Genomic DNA, 16,657 nt, shown 5'->3' on the forward strand with positions numbered 1-16,657 from the left:
TATGAAATATGAATAACAACTTTAATAACTTTAACAACATGGATGATTTATTTAACCAATTAATGGGTGGTATGCGTGGATATAGTTCAGAAAACCGTCGTTACTTGATTAACGGTCGTGAAGTAACACCTGAAGAATTCGCTATTTACCGTCAAACCGGTCAACTTCCAAGCGAAGGAAGTGAACAAGCTCAGTACGTTCAAGGTAAAGGTATGAAACAAGATGGGATTCTTGCAAAACTTGGACGTAACTTAACAGCAGAAGCACGTGAAGGGAAGCTGGATCCGGTTATTGGACGTAACAAGGAAATTCAAGAAACATCTGAAATCCTTTCTCGTCGTACAAAGAATAACCCAGTTCTAGTAGGTGATGCTGGTGTTGGTAAAACGGCAGTAGTAGAAGGTTTGGCCCAAGCTATTGTGAATGGAGACGTTCCAGCAGCAATCAAGAACAAAGAAATCATTTCAATTGATATTTCTGGACTTGAAGCTGGTACTCAATACCGTGGTAGCTTTGAAGAAAACATTCAAAACTTGGTAAACGAGGTTAAAGAAGCTGGAAATATTATCCTCTTCTTCGATGAAATCCACCAAATCCTTGGTGCAGGTAGCACAGGTGATGGTCAAGGATCTAAAGGACTTGCTGATATCTTGAAACCAGCTCTTTCACGTGGGGAATTGACAGTGATTGGTGCAACAACTCAAGATGAATATCGCAACACTATTTTGAAAAATGCTGCTCTAGCTCGTCGTTTCAACGAGGTGAAAGTTAATGCTCCATCTGCTGAAGATACTTTCAAGATTCTCCAAGGGATCCGTGATCTTTATCAACAACACCACAATGTTATTTTGCCAGATGAAGTCTTGAAAGCTGCCGTTGATTACTCTGTTCAATATATTCCACAACGTAGCTTGCCAGATAAGGCTATTGATCTTGTCGATGTGACCGCTGCTCACTTGGCAGCACAACACCCAGTGACAGATGTACATGCAGTTGAGCACGAAATTCAAGCGGAAAAAGCTAAACAAGAAGAAGCTGCTGCAAAAGAAGATTACGAAGCAGCTCTAAATGCAAAAGTTCGTATCGAAGAACTTGAAAAGCAAATTGCTAACCATACAGAAGATCACAAGGTTACAGCGACTGTAAATGACGTAGCTGAGTCTGTAGAACGTATGACAGGTATTCCTGTTTCACAAATGGGTGCAACTGATATTGAACGTTTGAAAGATATGGGCCACCGTTTGCAAACTAAGGTTATCGGTCAAGACAAGGCTGTTGAAGCCGTTGCCAAAGCGATCCGTCGAAACCGTGCTGGTTTTGATGAAGGTAACCGTCCAATCGGTAGCTTCCTCTTTGTAGGTCCTACTGGTGTTGGTAAGACTGAGTTGGCTAAACAATTGGCTCTTGATATGTTCGGAACGAAAGATGCTATCATCCGTTTGGACATGTCAGAATATAGCGACCGTACAGCCGTTTCTAAATTGATTGGTACAACAGCTGGTTATGTTGGTTATGATGACAATAACAATACTTTGACAGAACGTGTTCGCCGTAACCCATACTCAATCGTCCTTCTCGACGAAATTGAAAAGGCTGACCCTCAAGTCATTACTCTTCTTCTTCAAGTCTTGGATGATGGTCGTTTGACAGATGGTCAAGGTAACACTGTCAACTTCAAGAATACGGTGATTATCGCAACTTCAAACGCGGGCTTTGGTTACGAAACTAACTTGACAGAAGATGCTGATAAACCAGAACTCATGGATCGATTGAAACCATACTTCCGTCCAGAATTCCTCAACCGTTTCAACGCTGTGATTGAATTCTCACACTTGAGCAAGGAAGACCTTTCTAAGATTGTTGACTTGATGTTGATTGATGTCAATAAGACACTTTCTAAGAAAGAAATTGACTTGGCAGTGAGCGATGCAGCCAAAGAATACATGACTGAAGAAGGTTATGATGAAGTTATGGGTGTTCGTCCACTCCGTCGAGTAGTTGAACAACAAATCCGTGATAAAGTAACAGACTTCCATTTGGATAATCTTGATGCTAAACACCTAGAAGCTGATATGGAAGATGGTGTCTTGGTCATTCGTGAAAAAGCCTAAATCAAGGTTTTGTGAATCAAAAAAGGAACCAGCTGAAAAGCTGGTTCTTTTTTTGTTAAATGACGTGACGTTCAAAGGCATCATCTGAAATTCCTTGTTCAAGAATTAATTTAGCCCATTCCTTAGCAGAAAAGAGGCTGTGATCCTTGTAGTTTCCGCAAGATTCAATGGTTGTTCCTGGGACATCTTCCCAAGTTGTTGTTTCAGCGATTTCCTTCAGTGAATCCTTGATGACAGCTGCGATTTCAGCGCTAGAATGACGTCCCCACATAATCATATGGAAGCCTGTACGACAACCAAATGGTGAACAATCAATCATACCGTCGATGCGAGTACGGATAAGCTTAGCCAAGAGGTGCTCAATTGTATGAAGTCCAGCAGTAGGGATAGAGTCCTCATTTGGTTGCACCAAGCGGATATCAAAGTTAGAAATGATATCTCCTTTCGGTCCAGTCTCTTCTCCAATCAATCGGACATAAGGAGCTTTTACAATCGTATGGTCTAGTTCAAAACTTTCAACAATAACTTCTTTTGACATGGGTATTCCTTTCAACTTTCTTCTTTCATTATATCATAAAGCTAAGCTATGATACCTTTAGAAACTAATAAAAACCCCATTCAATTATGAATGGGGGAAATTAATTACAGACTAACTAATCGAATTTAGTCTTTTGAACGTTTTATCACTGCGAGACCAAGTAGTGAAAGGAGTCCTAAACCAGCAAGAGAAAGTGATGATTGATTAGAACCAGTATTAGGAAGAACCTTAGTAGGGGCTTGGTGGTTTGAAGCTGGTTTACTATCTTTCTTAACTGTTGAAGGAGCAATTTTTGTTTTAGCAGTAAGATTCGTCAACTCAGCCTTATTTTCACCATTTTCTAGAATCGGAGATGATGACTTCTCTTTTTCAAGAATAGCAAAGGCTGCTAACAAACCTTCTAATTTTGCTGCTTCAACTTTGTATATTTCTTCTTTTGCGACTAAATCTGCTTTAGCAACTTTAAGAGCTTGTTTAGCTTCTATAAGAAGGGCTGGTGCATTTTTGAGACGAGATAAGTAGTCTTTAGCATCTTGAAGAGCCTTTTTAGCCTCAGCAAGAGAAGCTTCAGCTTTAGCAACTTTAGTTTGGGCTGCCATTGTTTTAGCTTTTAAAAGAGTCAGTTTTTCAGTTGCCTTATCAAGATTAGCTTGTGCTGATTTTTGTGAAGCCTCTTTAGCCTTAAGAGCATCCTTAGCTTGAGTTAGAGCTGCAAGTTTTAGTTTAGTATCTTCGGATAGAGAGTCTTTACTTTGTTTTAGGGCTTTTTGATAAGCTTTTTCTGCATGAGCTACTTGATCCGTAGCTGTTTTAACAACCTGGCGTAGTAGTGGAGCTGCTTCATTTTTATTTTTAGCAATCTTCAAATCACGTTGAGCAGTTTCCAGTTTTGCTTGAGAAGCTGCCAAGTCCTTACGGGATGCATCAGCATCTTTTGAAGCCGTATTTGGATTAATCAAAGCTGGAGTAATCTTAGAATAGTCTTTAATATCATTGTCGTAGTTGTTGAAAAGAAGGATATTTACGCGGTTGATAATACCGTTGTTACTGTAGCTAACTGCTAGAAAGGCTCCTTTTTTATGAATATCCAAGCTACCAACAGTTTTTTGAGCATAGATTGTAGATCTTGAACGATCACCTACGCTATCGCCTAAGTCAAATAGTTGGAATTTAATATTGTTATAAATAGCTTGTTTCAAGTAGTCTACAGAAACTTTTTCTTGGCTTGCTAGGGTTGGAGAGAACCCAAGTTGGTTAAGTCCGGTTGGACGGTAGCCAAACTTATCAAGTCCATGTTTAGTTACAACACTACTTGGAGTTCCAACTGTTGAAGTAATTGGATCCTTAGCTTGGTATTTGTATTTTTCTTCACGGGCAACTTGAGCAAGAGCTGCAGCATAGTCCATACTGTTTTGGGTCACTGTTACTGGACTAGTTCCTGCTTGTTTACGAATCTGATTGATTAAGTCTTGAGTGTAGAAGTTGAGCTCTAGAATGACATCCTTTGGAATAGAATTAATGTCATAGATGCGTTCAGCATCTTTTTTGCTACTGATATAGTTGTTTGTTGTTTTTAATACACTAGCTTCTTTATAAAGGACTTCTTTAGCTTCATCTGTTAACTGAGAGGAGCTTCCACTTCTTATAGATTTTACAGCTTTGATGTAATTTTGTGATAGGGTAAATGTGTTTTGGACTTGATCTTGTGAAGAAACTTTTTTCTGTTTCTCTTTGATTTCTGCTTGTGCAACCTTGATCTCAGCTTCAGCTTTGTCGATGGCAGACTGGCGTTTTGCATCAGCAACTTCAGCTTGCTTCAATTCTTCTTCGTGGGCAGTCAAACGTTTTTGGGCTTTATCTAACTCTTCTTTAGCTTTTTGAACTTTTTCATCGGCAGGTTTGCTATCAAGTCCTTTTTGAGCCGCTTCGACGGATTTTTTGGCAGTTTCTGTTTCAGATTTGGCAGATTCTAATTTATTTTGTTCTTCTTTAACAAGCTCTTGCTGATCCATTTCAGCTTTCTTGGCTGCCTCAAGAGATGCTTTCTCTTGCTCTACAGTTTTTTTAGCTGGAGCAACTTGTTTTTGGGCATCGGTCACAGATGATTGGGCTTTAGCAATAGTTGCTTCGCTCGTGTCAATAGAATCTTTCTGGGCTTCAGCCAATTTTTCTTCAGCCTTAGCTTTATTGTTAGAAGCTTTATTTAGATTTTCTTTAGCTTTGGCGACAAGTTCAGTTTGTTGTTTAACCGTTTCTTTAGTAACAGAAGCTTTGTTATCTTTAGTAGAAAGTGTTTTGCTTTCTACTGGTGTAGTATCCGCATTTACAGTGCTTACTATTCCTGTACTTGCTAGAAGCGCGGCACCGATAATGAATTGTTTTTGAATTTTTTTCATGAAAATAATTCCTCCTATAATTTATATTATAACTTAAATATAGTTACAATGTCAACCAAATAAGGTTTTGCAGTAGGGTTTTAAATACGCTAAAAATCTACTCTAAATCGAAAAAATTTAGGACAAGCAAGATAGCTAAAATGACTCTCGGATAGGTTAAAAATCATTAGAAAATCTATGCTAACATACATAAAAGTGACAATTAAAAAACATTCAATTCAATAAGTTTTAAAAATTCTGAAAATTGTATTGACACTTAGCAAAAAAGGGACTATAATGTATAAAAAGTCATAAAGGAGTTTATTATGAAATTTTCAAAAGTAATGGCCCTAGCAGGAGTGACTCTGTTAGCGTCAGGTGTTTTGGCGGCTTGTTCAGGTTCGAGCGCAAAAGGTGAGAAAACTTTTTCTTACACGTATGAAACCGACCCAGACAACCTCAACTATTTGACAACTGGTAAAGCAGCAACTTCTAATATCACTAGTAACGTCATTGACGGTTTGATGGAAAATGACCGCTACGGAAACTTTGTGCCATCAATTGCAGAAGATTGGTCTGTATCTCAAGATGGTTTGACATACACTTATACAATCCGTAAAGATGCTAAATGGTATACTTCTGAAGGTGAAGAGTACGCAGCTGTGAAAGCTCAAGACTTTGTAACGGGTCTTAAATATGCAGCTGACAACAAGTCAGAAGCACTTTATCTCGTTCAAGATTCTATTAAGGGTCTGGATGCATATGTGAAAGGTAAAGTTAAAGACTTTTCTGAAGTTGGAATCAAAGCAATTGATGATCAGACTGTTCAATATACTTTGAACAAACCTGAAAGCTTCTGGAACTCTAAAACAACTATGGGTGTTCTTGCACCGGTCAATGAAGAATTCCTTACTTCAAAAGGAAGTGACTTTGCCAAAGCAACAGATCCAAGTAGTATCCTTTATAACGGTCCTTACTTGTTGAAATCATTGGTAGCTAAATCTTCAGTAGAATTTGAAAAGAATCCAAATTATTGGGATAAGGACAATGTTCATATTGATAAAGTAAAACTATCATTCTGGGATGGTCAAGATACAAACAAACCTGCAGAAACCTTTAAGGCTGGTGGTTTCTCAACGGCTCGTCTATTCCCAACAAGTGCAAGTTATCCTGAAACTGAAAAAGAGTTTAAAGACAATATCGTTTATACACCACAAGATTCTTCAACTTACTTAATCGGTACTAATATTGATCGCCAGTCTTATAAATATACTTCTAAGACTACAGATGAGCAAAAAACTTCAACTAAGAAAGCTCTCCTTAACAAAGACTTCCGTCAAGCGATTGCCTTCAGTATTGATAGAACAGCTTATACTTCTCAAATCAATGGAGAAAGTGGAGCAACAAAACTTCTTCGTAACTTGTTCGTACCACCAACATTTGTTCAAGCAGATGGTAAAAACTTTGGTGAGTTAGTTAAGGAAAAATTGGTGACTTATGGTGACGAGTGGAAAGATGTTAACCTAGACGATGCTCAAGACGGTCTTTACAGTCCAGAAAAAGCAAAAGCAGAATTTGCTAAAGCTAAGACAGCTCTCCAAGCAGAAGGTGTTCAATTCCCAATTCACTTGGATATGCCGGTAGACCAAACAAGTACTACAAAAGTACAACGTGTTCAATCATTGAAACAATCACTTGAAGCAACATTAGGAACTGATAACGTAGTCGTTGATATCCAACAACTTCAAAAAGATGAAGTTCAGAATGTCACTTACTTTGCTGAGTCAGCTGCTGGGGAAGATTGGGTTCTTTCAGATAACGTTGGTTGGACTCCAGACTTTGCAGACCCATCTACTTACCTTGATATCATTAAACCATCAGTCGGTGAAAATACTAAGACTTACCTAGGATTTGATGCAGGTACAAATAATGCAGCAGCCAAACAAGTTGGTTTGGAAGACTACGAAAAAATGGTTGTTGAAGCCGGAAACGAAAACACTGACGTTTCAAAACGTTATGACAAATATGCTGCAGCCCAAGCTTGGTTGACAGATAGCGCTTTGATTATTCCAACAGCTTCTCAAACTGGACGTCCAATGTTGTCTAAGATGGTACCATTCACACTTCCATTTGCATACTCAGGTAACAAGGGAACAAGTGAGGCACTCTTGTACAAATACCTTGAACTTCAAGATAAACCAGTAACTGCTGAAGAATATCAAAAAGCTCAAGATAAATGGAAGAAAGAAAAAGAAGAATCTAATAAAAAAGCGCAAGAAGATCTTGCAAAACATGTAAAATAAAAGAAAGTGGAGTTAGTGATTAACTCCACTTTCTTTTAATATTAAAAAACCTAGGAAACTGTTCCTAGGTCTTTCTTGCTTATTGTTGCCCTTGAGAGTTTTGATTTTGTTGAGGATTTTGATTTTGTTGAGGGTTTTGATTTGTATTTGGAACAGTTTGGTTTTGTCCATTATTTGGACTAGTAGTTTCAGCTACTGTAGTTTGATTTTCGGTTGTTGTAGTAGGAGCTACTGTAGTAGCTTGTTGGGTTGTTTGAGGGATCCAGTTACTACGAGCGCCGACTTTGAAGACATACTCACCATTACGATACAAGCCCTCAGGCATTGTCCAATCACCTGGGTGATCATCCTCGGAAAGATATTCCATCATTGATCGGTAGATGTTTGCTGCTACTCTAAATCCATCTCCTTCGATTGGAGTGAGGCGGTTTGAATAGCCTGTCCAAACAGCCATTGAATATTTGCGGGTATATCCTACAAACATTTCATCAGGTGCGACATAATCGTATCTCTTAATGTAATTTTCAATTTCATCATCTGTATAGTTAGATGTACCCGTCTTACCTGCTTGAGGTAACCAAGACATATAAGCACCACGACCCGTTCCGTATGCCAAGACAGTCTTCATCATTTCTGTCATCATATAGGCAGTAGTCTCCTTCATGGCACGTGTTCCAGGATCAGAGAACTCTTTTGAACTTCCGTCACTAAAGACAATCTTGTTGATATACATTGGTTTGCGGTAGATACCACCGTTAGCAAAAGCAGCATAGGCAGCAGCCATTTTCTCACTACTTGCTCCGTACTTTTTGTTTGACTCAGTCGTGTTACTTGAAATAGCGTTGGCATAGTGCATATCCGGATAGTCAATACCTAAACCATTCAAGAAAGTCTTAGCTTTGTCTAAACCAACCTTTTCAAGTGTTTCAACGGCAGGTACGTTACGCGATTGTTGGATTGCATATTGTAGTGTGATGTTTCCATAGTATGCTTTATCCCAGTTATAAACAGGAATATCTGTTCCAGGATAGTTATAAGGGGCATCTTTTATGATTGATGCAGTAGAGTCGTAAATTCCGTATTCAAGTGCAGGTGCATAATCTGTGATTGGTTTCATAGTAGAACCCCAGTCACGGTTGGTTTCAACGGCCTGATTGAGTCCGAAGGATACATTGCTCGACTGGTGTCTTGAACCAAGCTGAGCAATAACTTTACCATTTGTAACGTCTACGATAGTAGAAGCTGCTTGAAGTTCATCATCCGGATAATAAACATACTCATCTGTGTTGTATATATCCCAAAGACGCTTTTGAACGTCTTGGTCTACGTTAGTGTAGACGTCCATTCCAGTAGTTAAAAGGTTGTAACCTGTCTCTGTTTCAACTTGTTCAATCACTTCTTTAAGGTAATTATCTAAGTATGGAGGATAGGTGTTGCTTCCTTTCAGACTTTGTAAACCATCAGTAATAGGTGTATTTATAGCCGTTTCATATTGTTCAGCTGTTAGATAGCCTTGCTTTTGCATCTCTGATAGGACTAGATTACGACGTTCTGTTGCTTCTTCTGGATGAGAATAAGGATCATATTGGTTAGGGGCTTGTGGCATTCCGGCTAGAAGAGCAAGTTGTGGAATAGATAGGTCTTTTAAATCTTTACCATAGTAATTTTGAGCAGCAGTCTGCATCCCATAGTTACCATTTGACATGTATACTTTATTGATGTAATATGTCAAAATTTCCTGTTTGGTCGCAGTTCTTTCTAACTGAATAGCTAGCCAAGCTTCTTGGGCCTTACGTGAGATTGTTTGGTCTGATGAAGAAGTTGAGAAATATGTTAGCTTAATCAACTGCTGAGTCAAGGTTGAACCACCTTGGAGACCATTGCTACGGAGGTTTCGTAAGAAAGCGCCCATGATACGGATGCTGTCAATTCCTCGGTGGTTAAAGAAGCGGTGATCCTCGATAGAGACAATTGCATTAACCAGTTCAATAGGAATTTCATTGCTTTGAGCATTGACACGGCGCTCTGCTCCTAAGTCAGCAATCAATTCGTTTTTACTGTCGTAAATCTTACTTGAAGTTGTTGCGACCAGTTTGCTTTCAGAAAGTTCTGGCGCTTTAGATACGTAGTAGAAGAAGACACTCGCACCAATCAATATCGAAGCGATAAAGGCTACTAAGAATCCAATTCCTAGATATTTAGCGATGCGCCAAATAAGTTGTTTGTTCATATTGTTTTACCACCTAGTAAATGTTGTTTGACGATATCGAGATAAGGTATTTGAGGAAAGGCTTGTTGTTCAATCACAAAACCGTGCTCTCGAATATAATCAAGCGGCATTGATTTTTTCCCCATATCCTGACGATAAAAACGGATGAGGTCAATTGCCGGTAATAAATACGTTTCCTGATAAGAAGAAAAATGGATTAGGACGAAGCAAATCCCTTTTTGTTCAAGAACCTGTTCCATATGCTGTATCTGATGAGAATGGAAGTTCTTCATCGGGAAAGCATTTTTTTGTCTGGTTTCCTTTGCTTCGAAATCAATGTAAAATCCTTCATAAACACCCGAGTAGTCAGTAGTTGAAGCTTGTCTAAAATAGGCTTCGACAATTTTAGCGCGACTCCGTTGAGGGTAGTCGACCCGAACAATCTGAACTGGGGTTGGCTTTTTGTGAATGACTGCTATTCCATGTGATAGATAGTAGTCATTGGTAGCATTAATCATCTTTTCAAAGCTCATACCTCGATTTGCGAAATTTTTAGTTTGAGGTAGAGAAGTTTTGCTTGGTTTAGATGAAAGTTTATGTGGATAGTTGACCATAGTCCTCCTTATTGGTACAATAACATCACTCTATTATACCACAAAGGTCAACAGAAAGGGTGAAAAAATGCATACAGCCTTGGTTTTGGGATACTCAGCTTTTGATTTGGGATTATTTAATGAGAAGGATGCTCGTTTAAAAATTATCAAAAAAGCCATTCGTAGAGATTTGGAAAGAATGGTTGAAGAAGGCTTGAAATGGCTCGTTTTTACGGGTTCTCTTGGTTTTGAACATTGGGTTTTAGAAGTCGCCAAGGAAATGAAAGATGATTATGGATTTCAACTAGCGACTATTTTTGACTTTGAGACACATGGCTCGAATTGGAATGAAGCTAATCAGATCAAATTGAGTGATTTTAAACAGGTCGATTTTATCAAGTACGCCTATCCGGCTTATGAGCATAAAGGTCAATTGAGAGATTATCAGACTTTTTTACTTGAAAATACGGATGGAGCCTATCTTTTTTACGATGAAGAAAACGAAACAAAACTGAGATTTTTTTACGAACTGATGAAAAAGAAAGACAACTATATTACAAAAAGATTAACATTTGAGGATTTAAACGAAATAGCCGAAAATTTTTCCGAAAATTGAGGCTTTGACCTTGCTTTTTGTTTGCCTTTTTTTATATAATAATACTAGTAACTGAGAATGGAGAGAGACATGGCAAGTATTATTTTTACAGCAAAGGATATTTTTGAGCAGGATTTCGGAAGAGAAGTACGTGGATACAGTAAAGCAGAGGTAGATGAATTCTTAGATGACGTTATCAAAGATTATGAAACCTATGCAGCGTTGGTTAAATCATTGCGCTTGGAAGTCGCAGAATTGAAAGAGCAATTGGCGAACAAACCTCAGGTGGCACCTGTAACTGTAACATCTGAGCCTGCTGAGCTTGGAAGTACGACTTCTATGACTAACTTTGATATCTTGAAACGCTTGAATCGTCTTGAAAAAGAAGTATTTGGCAAACAAATCGTAGAAAATTCTGATTTCTAAGAATCATACAGTTGTGCAATTTTTGGATAATCGCGTGGAGAGTTTATCTTTTCATGAGGAAAGTCCATGCTAGCACAGGCTGTGATGCCTGTAGTGTTTGTGCTAGGCGAAACCATAAGCCTAGGGACGAGAAATCGTTACGGCGAGTGAATAGACTAAGTTTTCGGATATGTTTTAGTAGCTCTGAAAGTGCCACAGTGACGAAGTCTCTCTGGAAACAGAGAGAGTGGAACGCGGTAAACCCCTCAAGCTAGCAACCCAAATTTTGGTCGGGGCATGGAGTGCGCGGAAACGAACGTAGTACTCTGACTGCTAGCAGCTTCTAGCTGTTAGTGGTAGACAGATGATTATCGAAAGAAGTGGTCCTAGTCACTTCTGGAACAAAACATGGCTTATAGAAAATTGCATATAGGTTGGGGCTGAGAAATTTTCTCAACCTCATTTTTTAAAGGTGAACAAGAGAAAGGTCTTTAAAGACTGACATGAAACAAACATTTAACTTAATAGCGACTGCTGCAGCAGGCTTAGAGACTGTTGTAGGTCGTGAAGTGCGTGCACTTGGCTATGATTGTCAAGTTGAGAATGGTCGCGTTCGCTTTGAAGGAGATGTGAAGGCAATTATTGAAACTAATTTGTGGCTACGAGCTGCAGATAGGATTAAGATTGTTGTTGGGACTTTTCCAGCAAAAACATTTGAAGAACTTTTTCAAGGAGTTTTCGCCTTAGATTGGGAAAACTATTTACCACTTGGAGCGCGTTTTCCAATTTCAAAGGCTAAGTGTGTCAAATCAAAACTTCATAATGAACCTAGTGTTCAAGCTATTTCTAAAAAGGCAGTTGTCAAGAAATTGCAGAAACATTATGCTCGACCAGAAAGTGTTCCGCTGATGGAAAATGGTCCAGAGTTTAAAATAGAGGTTTCAATTCTTAAAGATATTGCGACTATCATGATTGACACGACAGGTTCTAGTCTTTTCAAACGTGGTTATCGTACTGAAAAAGGTGGGGCTCCTATTAAAGAGAACATGGCAGCAGCAATTCTGCAATTATCAAACTGGTATCCTGATAAACCACTGATTGATCCGACTTGTGGTTCAGGAACCTTCTGTATTGAGGCAGCTATGATTGCTCGTAATATGGCGCCAGGCTTACGCCGTTCCTTTGCTTTCGAGGATTGGAACTGGGTTAGCGACAAGTTAATTCAGGAAATTCGTACGGAAGCTAGCAAAAAGATTAATCGTGAGATTGAACTAGACATCATGGGCTGTGATATCGATGGCCGCATGGTGGAAATTGCTAAGGCAAATGCTCAGACTGCGGGGGTTTCTAAGGATATCATCTTTAAGCAGATGCGCGTGCAGGATTTGCGAACAGATAAGATTAATGGAGTTATTATTTCAAATCCACCATATGGGGAACGCTTATCAGATGATGCTGGAGTAACCAAGCTCTATGCTGAGATGGGAGACGTATTTGCTCCACTCAAAACCTGGAGTAAATTTATCCTGACTAGTGACGAAGCTTTTGAAAGTAAATATGGTAGTCAGGCAGATAAAAAACGAAAACTCTATAACGGTACTTTGAAAGTTGATTTATATCAATATTTTGGTCAACGAGTGAAAAGACAAGATGTCAAAGTGGAAAGGAATGCAAATGAGTAAGAAAAGACGCGATAGCCATCACAAGGATGAGCAAGAATCTAAATTTGAATTTGAAGAGGCTAAAGATTTAACGGTTGGTCAGGCTATTCGCAAGAACGAAGAGGTTGAAGCAGGTGTGACTCCAGATGATACCATCTTAGATAAATATATCAAGCAACACCGTGAAGAAATCGAAGCAGACAAATTTGAAAATTTACAAACGAAAAAAGAGGAGTCTGCTCAAAGCTTGGATGATATGATCCAAGAAGTGATAGAAACTACTGAACAAGAAAATGTGTTAAGTCCGGAAGAGGAAGCGATTGCTCTTGTAGTAGCCACAGATACAACTGAAATCGTTGCCCAAGAATCCGAAGAAGAGGAAACGAAAGTTCTCGAGCAACCTTTTAAGGATGAATTGGAAGCTGTTGAAAAGGCTCAAGTCGATTCTTCTCAAGTGTCAGTAGTTGATGAGAAAAATGAAGAACAACTTCAACCCTTGTCTCGTTCTGCTCAAGCAGATGATAAACCACAAAATAAAAAGAAATGGGCAATTTTGTCAGCTATTATTTTAGGTTTCCTCTTAATTTTTGGAGGTGGTTATTATGTTTATCGTCAGATTACGCGTTCTTCTCAAGAGCTTCAAACGAAGGCGGCAGATTCAGGTTTGGTAAGCAATCAGTCAGTCTATGAACAATTCAATACGCTCTACGACACGTTTTATACTGATGAAAACAAAACAGCTCTTAAAAATAGCCAGTTTAGTCAACTGAATCAATTGAAGGAACTTCTAGATAAACTTGAAGGAGCGAGAGAACATACTTTAGCCAAATCAAAATATGATAGTCTAGAAACCCAAATAAAGGCTATCCAAGAAGTGAACTCTCAATTTGAAACACCAGCTATTACAGATGGTGTCTTGGATACAAACGCAAAAATCAAAGCGGATGCTAAATTTACAGATATTAAGACTGGTAATACAGAAATTGACAAACTTCTAGATAAAGCAATCAGCCTTGGGAAGAGCCAACTAGCAAGTACAACAACGGCCTCAACAACAGCCTCGACAACAGCGTCAAGCCCGACAACAGAAAGCAGTCCATCTACTTCAACAAGTGATACTGCGGCATCTGCTAATAGTGGCTTGTCAAGCGAAGGTGTTAATTTGCAAAGAAGCGCTAGCCGAGTGCCGTATAATCAATCTGCTGTAAACGATAGTAGTAATCCTGCCTGGACCTTTGCAGATGGTGTTCTTGAACAAATCCTTGAGACATCCCGTGCGCGTGGATATATCACTGGAAACCAATATATCTTAGAACGTGTAAATATTGTGAATGGAAATGGATATTACAATCTTTACAAACCAGATGGAACTTATCTCTTCACTCTAAACTGTAAGACAGGATACTTTGTTGGAAATGGTTCTGGCCATGCGGATGATTTAGACTACTAGTCAAATTGTTATAAAATTCTTTCTTTTCACAGATAAACATGATAAAATAAAACTTATTAAATAAGAGGAGTGTCACATGACAAAAGCAAACTTTGGTGTTGTTGGTATGGCTGTAATGGGTCGTAACCTTGCCCTTAATATCGAATCTCGTGGCTATACAGTCGCCATTTATAACCGTAGTAAAGAAAAAACAGAAGATGTAATTGCTTGCCACCCTGAAAAGAACTTTGTGCCAAGCTATGATATCGAAAGCTTCGTAAACTCTATCGAAAAACCACGTCGTATCATGCTCATGGTTCAAGCTGGACCTGGTACAGATGCTACGATCCAAGCCCTTCTTCCACACTTGGATAAAGGTGATATCTTGATTGACGGAGGAAATACTTTCTACAAAGATACCATCCGTCGTAATGAAGAATTGGCGAACTCAGGTATCAACTTTATCGGTACAGGGGTTTCAGGTGGTGAAAAAGGTGCCCTTGAAGGTCCTTCAATCATGCCTGGCGGACAAAAAGAAGCCTATGAATTGGTTGCCGATGTTCTCGAAGAAATCTCAGCCAAAGCACCAGAAGATGGTAAACCATGTGTGACTTACATCGGTCCTGATGGAGCTGGTCACTACGTGAAAATGGTCCACAACGGGATCGAGTACGGTGATATGCAATTGATCGCAGAAAGCTATGACTTGATGCAACACTTGCTCGGTCTTTCAGCAGAAGACATGGCTGAAATCTTTACCGAGTGGAACAAAGGCGAATTGGACAGCTACTTGATCGAAATCACTGCTGATATCCTTGGACGCAAAGACGATGAAGGTCAAGATGGACCAATCGTTGATTATATCTTGGATGCTGCAGGAAACAAAGGAACTGGTAAATGGACTAGCCAATCAGCTCTTGACCTTGGTGTGCCATTGTCGCTCATCACTGAGTCAGTATTTGCACGTTACATTTCTACTTATAAAGAAGAACGTGTACACGCTAGCAAGGTGCTTCAAAAACCAGCTACTTTCAAATTTGAAGGAGACAAGGCTGAGTTGATTGAAAAAATCCGTCAAGCCCTTTACTTCTCAAAAATCATCTCTTACGCACAAGGTTTTGCGCAATTGCGTGTAGCTTCTAAAGAAAACAACTGGAACTTGCCATTTGCGGACATCGCATCTATCTGGCGCGATGGCTGTATCATCCGTTCTCGTTTCTTACAAAAGATCACAGATGCTTACAACCGTGATGCAGATCTTGCTAACCTTCTTTTGGATGAGTACTTCTTGGATGTAACAGCTAAGTACCAACAATCTGTTCGTGACATTGTAGCTCTTGCTGTTCAAGCAGGTGTACCAGTACCAACCTTCTCAGCTGCCATCACTTACTTTGATAGCTACCGTTCAGCTGACCTTCCAGCGAACTTGATCCAAGCACAACGTGATTACTTTGGTGCCCACACATACCAACGTAAAGACAAAGAAGGAACATTCCACTACTCTTGGTATGACGAAAAATAAGTAGGTCAGCCATGGGGAAACGGATTTTATTACTTGAGAAAGAAAGAAATCTAGCTCATTTTTTAAGTCTGGAACTCCAAAAAGAGCAATACCGAGTTGATCAGGTAGAAGAGGGACAAAAAGCCCTCTCCATGGCTCTTCAGACAGACTATGACTTGATTTTACTGAATGCTCATCTAGGGGATATGACAGCCCAGGATTTTGCAGATAAGTTGAGTCGGACCAAGCCAGCTTCGGTTATCATGGTCTTGGACCATCGAGAAGAATTGCAAGATCAAGTTGAAACAATCCAGCGTTTCGCTGTTTCATATATCTACAAGCCAGTCATTATCGATGATTTGGTGGCTCGTATTGCAGCAATTTTCCGAGGTCGGGACTTTATCGACCAACACTGTAGTCAGATGAAGGTTCCAACATCCTATCGCAATCTGCGTATGGACGTAGAACATCATACCGTCTATCGTGGCGAGGAGATGATTGCCCTGACGCGCCGTGAGTATGACCTTTTGGCCACTCTCATGGGAAGCAAGAAGGTTTTAACTCGTGAGCAGTTGCTGGAAAGTGTTTGGAAGTATGAGAGTGCGACCGAAACCAATATTGTGGACGTTTATATCCGTTATCTACGTAGCAAGATTGATGTCAAAGGTCAAAAGAGCTACATTAAAACCGTGCGTGGTGTGGGTTACACCATGCAGGATTAATAAGCACTATTTTATCAATTAAAGTCGAAGAGCACTTGCCTATAAGCAAGTGCTTTTTTGAAGCATTAATTGCCTCTTTTTTAAAGGTTGAGAAAATGATAAGTTTAATTTTTTATCTCAACGATAAGCGATTGTGAAGGAAACAATCGCTTTTTTTGTGAAAATATAATAAAATAGAAAGGAATAAAGTTCTAAAATTTTATCTAGAAACAGAC

The 16,657-nt window shown here is 39.3% G+C and carries 12 protein-coding genes and 1 other RNA gene; 9 read left to right on the forward strand and 4 right to left on the reverse strand.

Annotated elements, in window-relative coordinates; translation table 11 throughout:
- Positions 1-8 precede the first annotated feature (8 nt).
- Positions 9-2,111 carry an AAA family ATPase gene (locus tag AB8E63_RS00970; protein WP_006151750.1) on the forward strand — a complete coding sequence of 701 codons (2,103 nt, stop codon included), beginning with the start codon at positions 9-11 and terminating at the stop codon, positions 2,109-2,111.
- A 55-nt stretch (positions 2,112-2,166) separates the two neighbouring features.
- Here AB8E63_RS00970 and AB8E63_RS00975 read toward each other — a convergent pair whose 3' ends face one another.
- Positions 2,167-2,649: an S-ribosylhomocysteine lyase gene (locus AB8E63_RS00975; protein WP_178895378.1), complete on the reverse strand. Its 483-nt coding sequence runs from the start codon at positions 2,647-2,649 to the stop codon at positions 2,167-2,169.
- A 125-nt stretch (positions 2,650-2,774) separates the two neighbouring features.
- On the reverse strand, positions 2,775-5,045 hold the full coding sequence (locus AB8E63_RS00980) for an SEC10/PgrA surface exclusion domain-containing protein (RefSeq protein WP_368909530.1): 2,271 nt from the start codon (positions 5,043-5,045) through the stop codon (positions 2,775-2,777).
- A 305-nt stretch (positions 5,046-5,350) separates the two neighbouring features.
- On the opposite strand from AB8E63_RS00980, the gene AB8E63_RS00985 reads away from it, so the two are divergent.
- Positions 5,351-7,327, forward strand: a complete 1,977-nt coding sequence (locus AB8E63_RS00985; RefSeq protein ID WP_368909531.1) for a peptide ABC transporter substrate-binding protein — start codon at positions 5,351-5,353, stop codon at positions 7,325-7,327.
- A 79-nt stretch (positions 7,328-7,406) separates the two neighbouring features.
- Here AB8E63_RS00985 and pbp1a read toward each other — a convergent pair whose 3' ends face one another.
- Positions 7,407-9,557, reverse strand: a complete 2,151-nt coding sequence (gene pbp1a, locus AB8E63_RS00990; protein WP_368909532.1) for a penicillin-binding protein PBP1A — start codon at positions 9,555-9,557, stop codon at positions 7,407-7,409.
- The gene (gene recU, locus AB8E63_RS00995) at positions 9,554-10,150 is read right to left on the reverse strand and encodes a Holliday junction resolvase RecU (RefSeq protein ID WP_316599726.1); all 597 of its coding nucleotides are present in this window, start codon (positions 10,148-10,150) and stop codon (positions 9,554-9,556) included. The genes pbp1a and recU overlap by 4 nt, the downstream gene beginning before the upstream one ends.
- A gap of 67 nt (positions 10,151-10,217) precedes the next feature.
- Between recU and AB8E63_RS01000 the strand changes: the two genes are divergently transcribed.
- The 7 genes from AB8E63_RS01000 (at position 10,218) to AB8E63_RS01030 (ending at position 16,442) form a co-directional block, all read left to right on the forward strand.
- Positions 10,218-10,745 carry a DUF1273 domain-containing protein gene (locus AB8E63_RS01000; RefSeq protein ID WP_368909533.1) on the forward strand — a complete coding sequence of 176 codons (528 nt, stop codon included), beginning with the start codon at positions 10,218-10,220 and terminating at the stop codon, positions 10,743-10,745.
- 69 nt (positions 10,746-10,814) lie between these two features.
- On the forward strand, positions 10,815-11,150 hold the full coding sequence (gpsB, locus tag AB8E63_RS01005) for a cell division regulator GpsB (RefSeq protein ID WP_368909534.1): 336 nt from the start codon (positions 10,815-10,817) through the stop codon (positions 11,148-11,150).
- Positions 11,151-11,168: 18 nt separating this feature from the next.
- Positions 11,169-11,550: RNase P RNA component class B (gene rnpB, locus AB8E63_RS01010), an RNA gene on the forward strand.
- An 82-nt stretch (positions 11,551-11,632) separates the two neighbouring features.
- A complete protein-coding gene (locus tag AB8E63_RS01015; protein WP_368909535.1) occupies positions 11,633-12,811 on the forward strand; it encodes a class I SAM-dependent RNA methyltransferase in 1,179 nt (392 codons plus the stop codon).
- Positions 12,804-14,240, forward strand: coding sequence for a cell division site-positioning protein MapZ family protein (locus AB8E63_RS01020; protein ID WP_368909631.1), 1,437 nt, complete (start codon positions 12,804-12,806; stop codon positions 14,238-14,240). Before AB8E63_RS01015 ends, AB8E63_RS01020 begins: the two co-directional genes overlap by 8 nt.
- Before the next feature lie 76 nt (positions 14,241-14,316).
- Positions 14,317-15,741: an NADP-dependent phosphogluconate dehydrogenase gene (gene gndA / locus AB8E63_RS01025; protein WP_368909536.1), complete on the forward strand. Its 1,425-nt coding sequence runs from the start codon at positions 14,317-14,319 to the stop codon at positions 15,739-15,741.
- A gap of 11 nt (positions 15,742-15,752) precedes the next feature.
- Positions 15,753-16,442: a DNA-binding response regulator gene (locus AB8E63_RS01030; RefSeq protein ID WP_368909537.1), complete on the forward strand. Its 690-nt coding sequence runs from the start codon at positions 15,753-15,755 to the stop codon at positions 16,440-16,442.
- Positions 16,443-16,657: the final 215 nt, after the last annotated feature.

It is taken from the genome of Streptococcus sp. oral taxon 061, from assembly GCF_964211575.1.
Classification (GTDB): Bacteria; Bacillota; Bacilli; order Lactobacillales; family Streptococcaceae; genus Streptococcus.

Coding starts and splice junctions, on each gene's coding strand:
- gndA (WP_368909536.1), top strand. CDS start 14,317: ATGACAAAAGCAAACTTTGGTGTTGTTGGTATGGCTGTAATGGGTCGT.
- AB8E63_RS00970 (WP_006151750.1), top strand. CDS start 9: ATGAATAACAACTTTAATAACTTTAACAACATGGATGATTTATTTAAC.
- recU (WP_316599726.1), bottom strand. CDS start 10,150: ATGGTCAACTATCCACATAAACTTTCATCTAAACCAAGCAAAACTTCT.
- AB8E63_RS01020 (WP_368909631.1), top strand. CDS start 12,804: ATGAGTAAGAAAAGACGCGATAGCCATCACAAGGATGAGCAAGAATCT.
- gpsB (WP_368909534.1), top strand. CDS start 10,815: ATGGCAAGTATTATTTTTACAGCAAAGGATATTTTTGAGCAGGATTTC.
- pbp1a (WP_368909532.1), bottom strand. CDS start 9,557: ATGAACAAACAACTTATTTGGCGCATCGCTAAATATCTAGGAATTGGA.
- AB8E63_RS01015 (WP_368909535.1), top strand. CDS start 11,633: ATGAAACAAACATTTAACTTAATAGCGACTGCTGCAGCAGGCTTAGAG.
- AB8E63_RS00975 (WP_178895378.1), bottom strand. CDS start 2,649: ATGTCAAAAGAAGTTATTGTTGAAAGTTTTGAACTAGACCATACGATT.
- AB8E63_RS01000 (WP_368909533.1), top strand. CDS start 10,218: ATGCATACAGCCTTGGTTTTGGGATACTCAGCTTTTGATTTGGGATTA.
- AB8E63_RS01030 (WP_368909537.1), top strand. CDS start 15,753: ATGGGGAAACGGATTTTATTACTTGAGAAAGAAAGAAATCTAGCTCAT.
- AB8E63_RS00980 (WP_368909530.1), bottom strand. CDS start 5,045: ATGAAAAAAATTCAAAAACAATTCATTATCGGTGCCGCGCTTCTAGCA.
- AB8E63_RS00985 (WP_368909531.1), top strand. CDS start 5,351: ATGAAATTTTCAAAAGTAATGGCCCTAGCAGGAGTGACTCTGTTAGCG.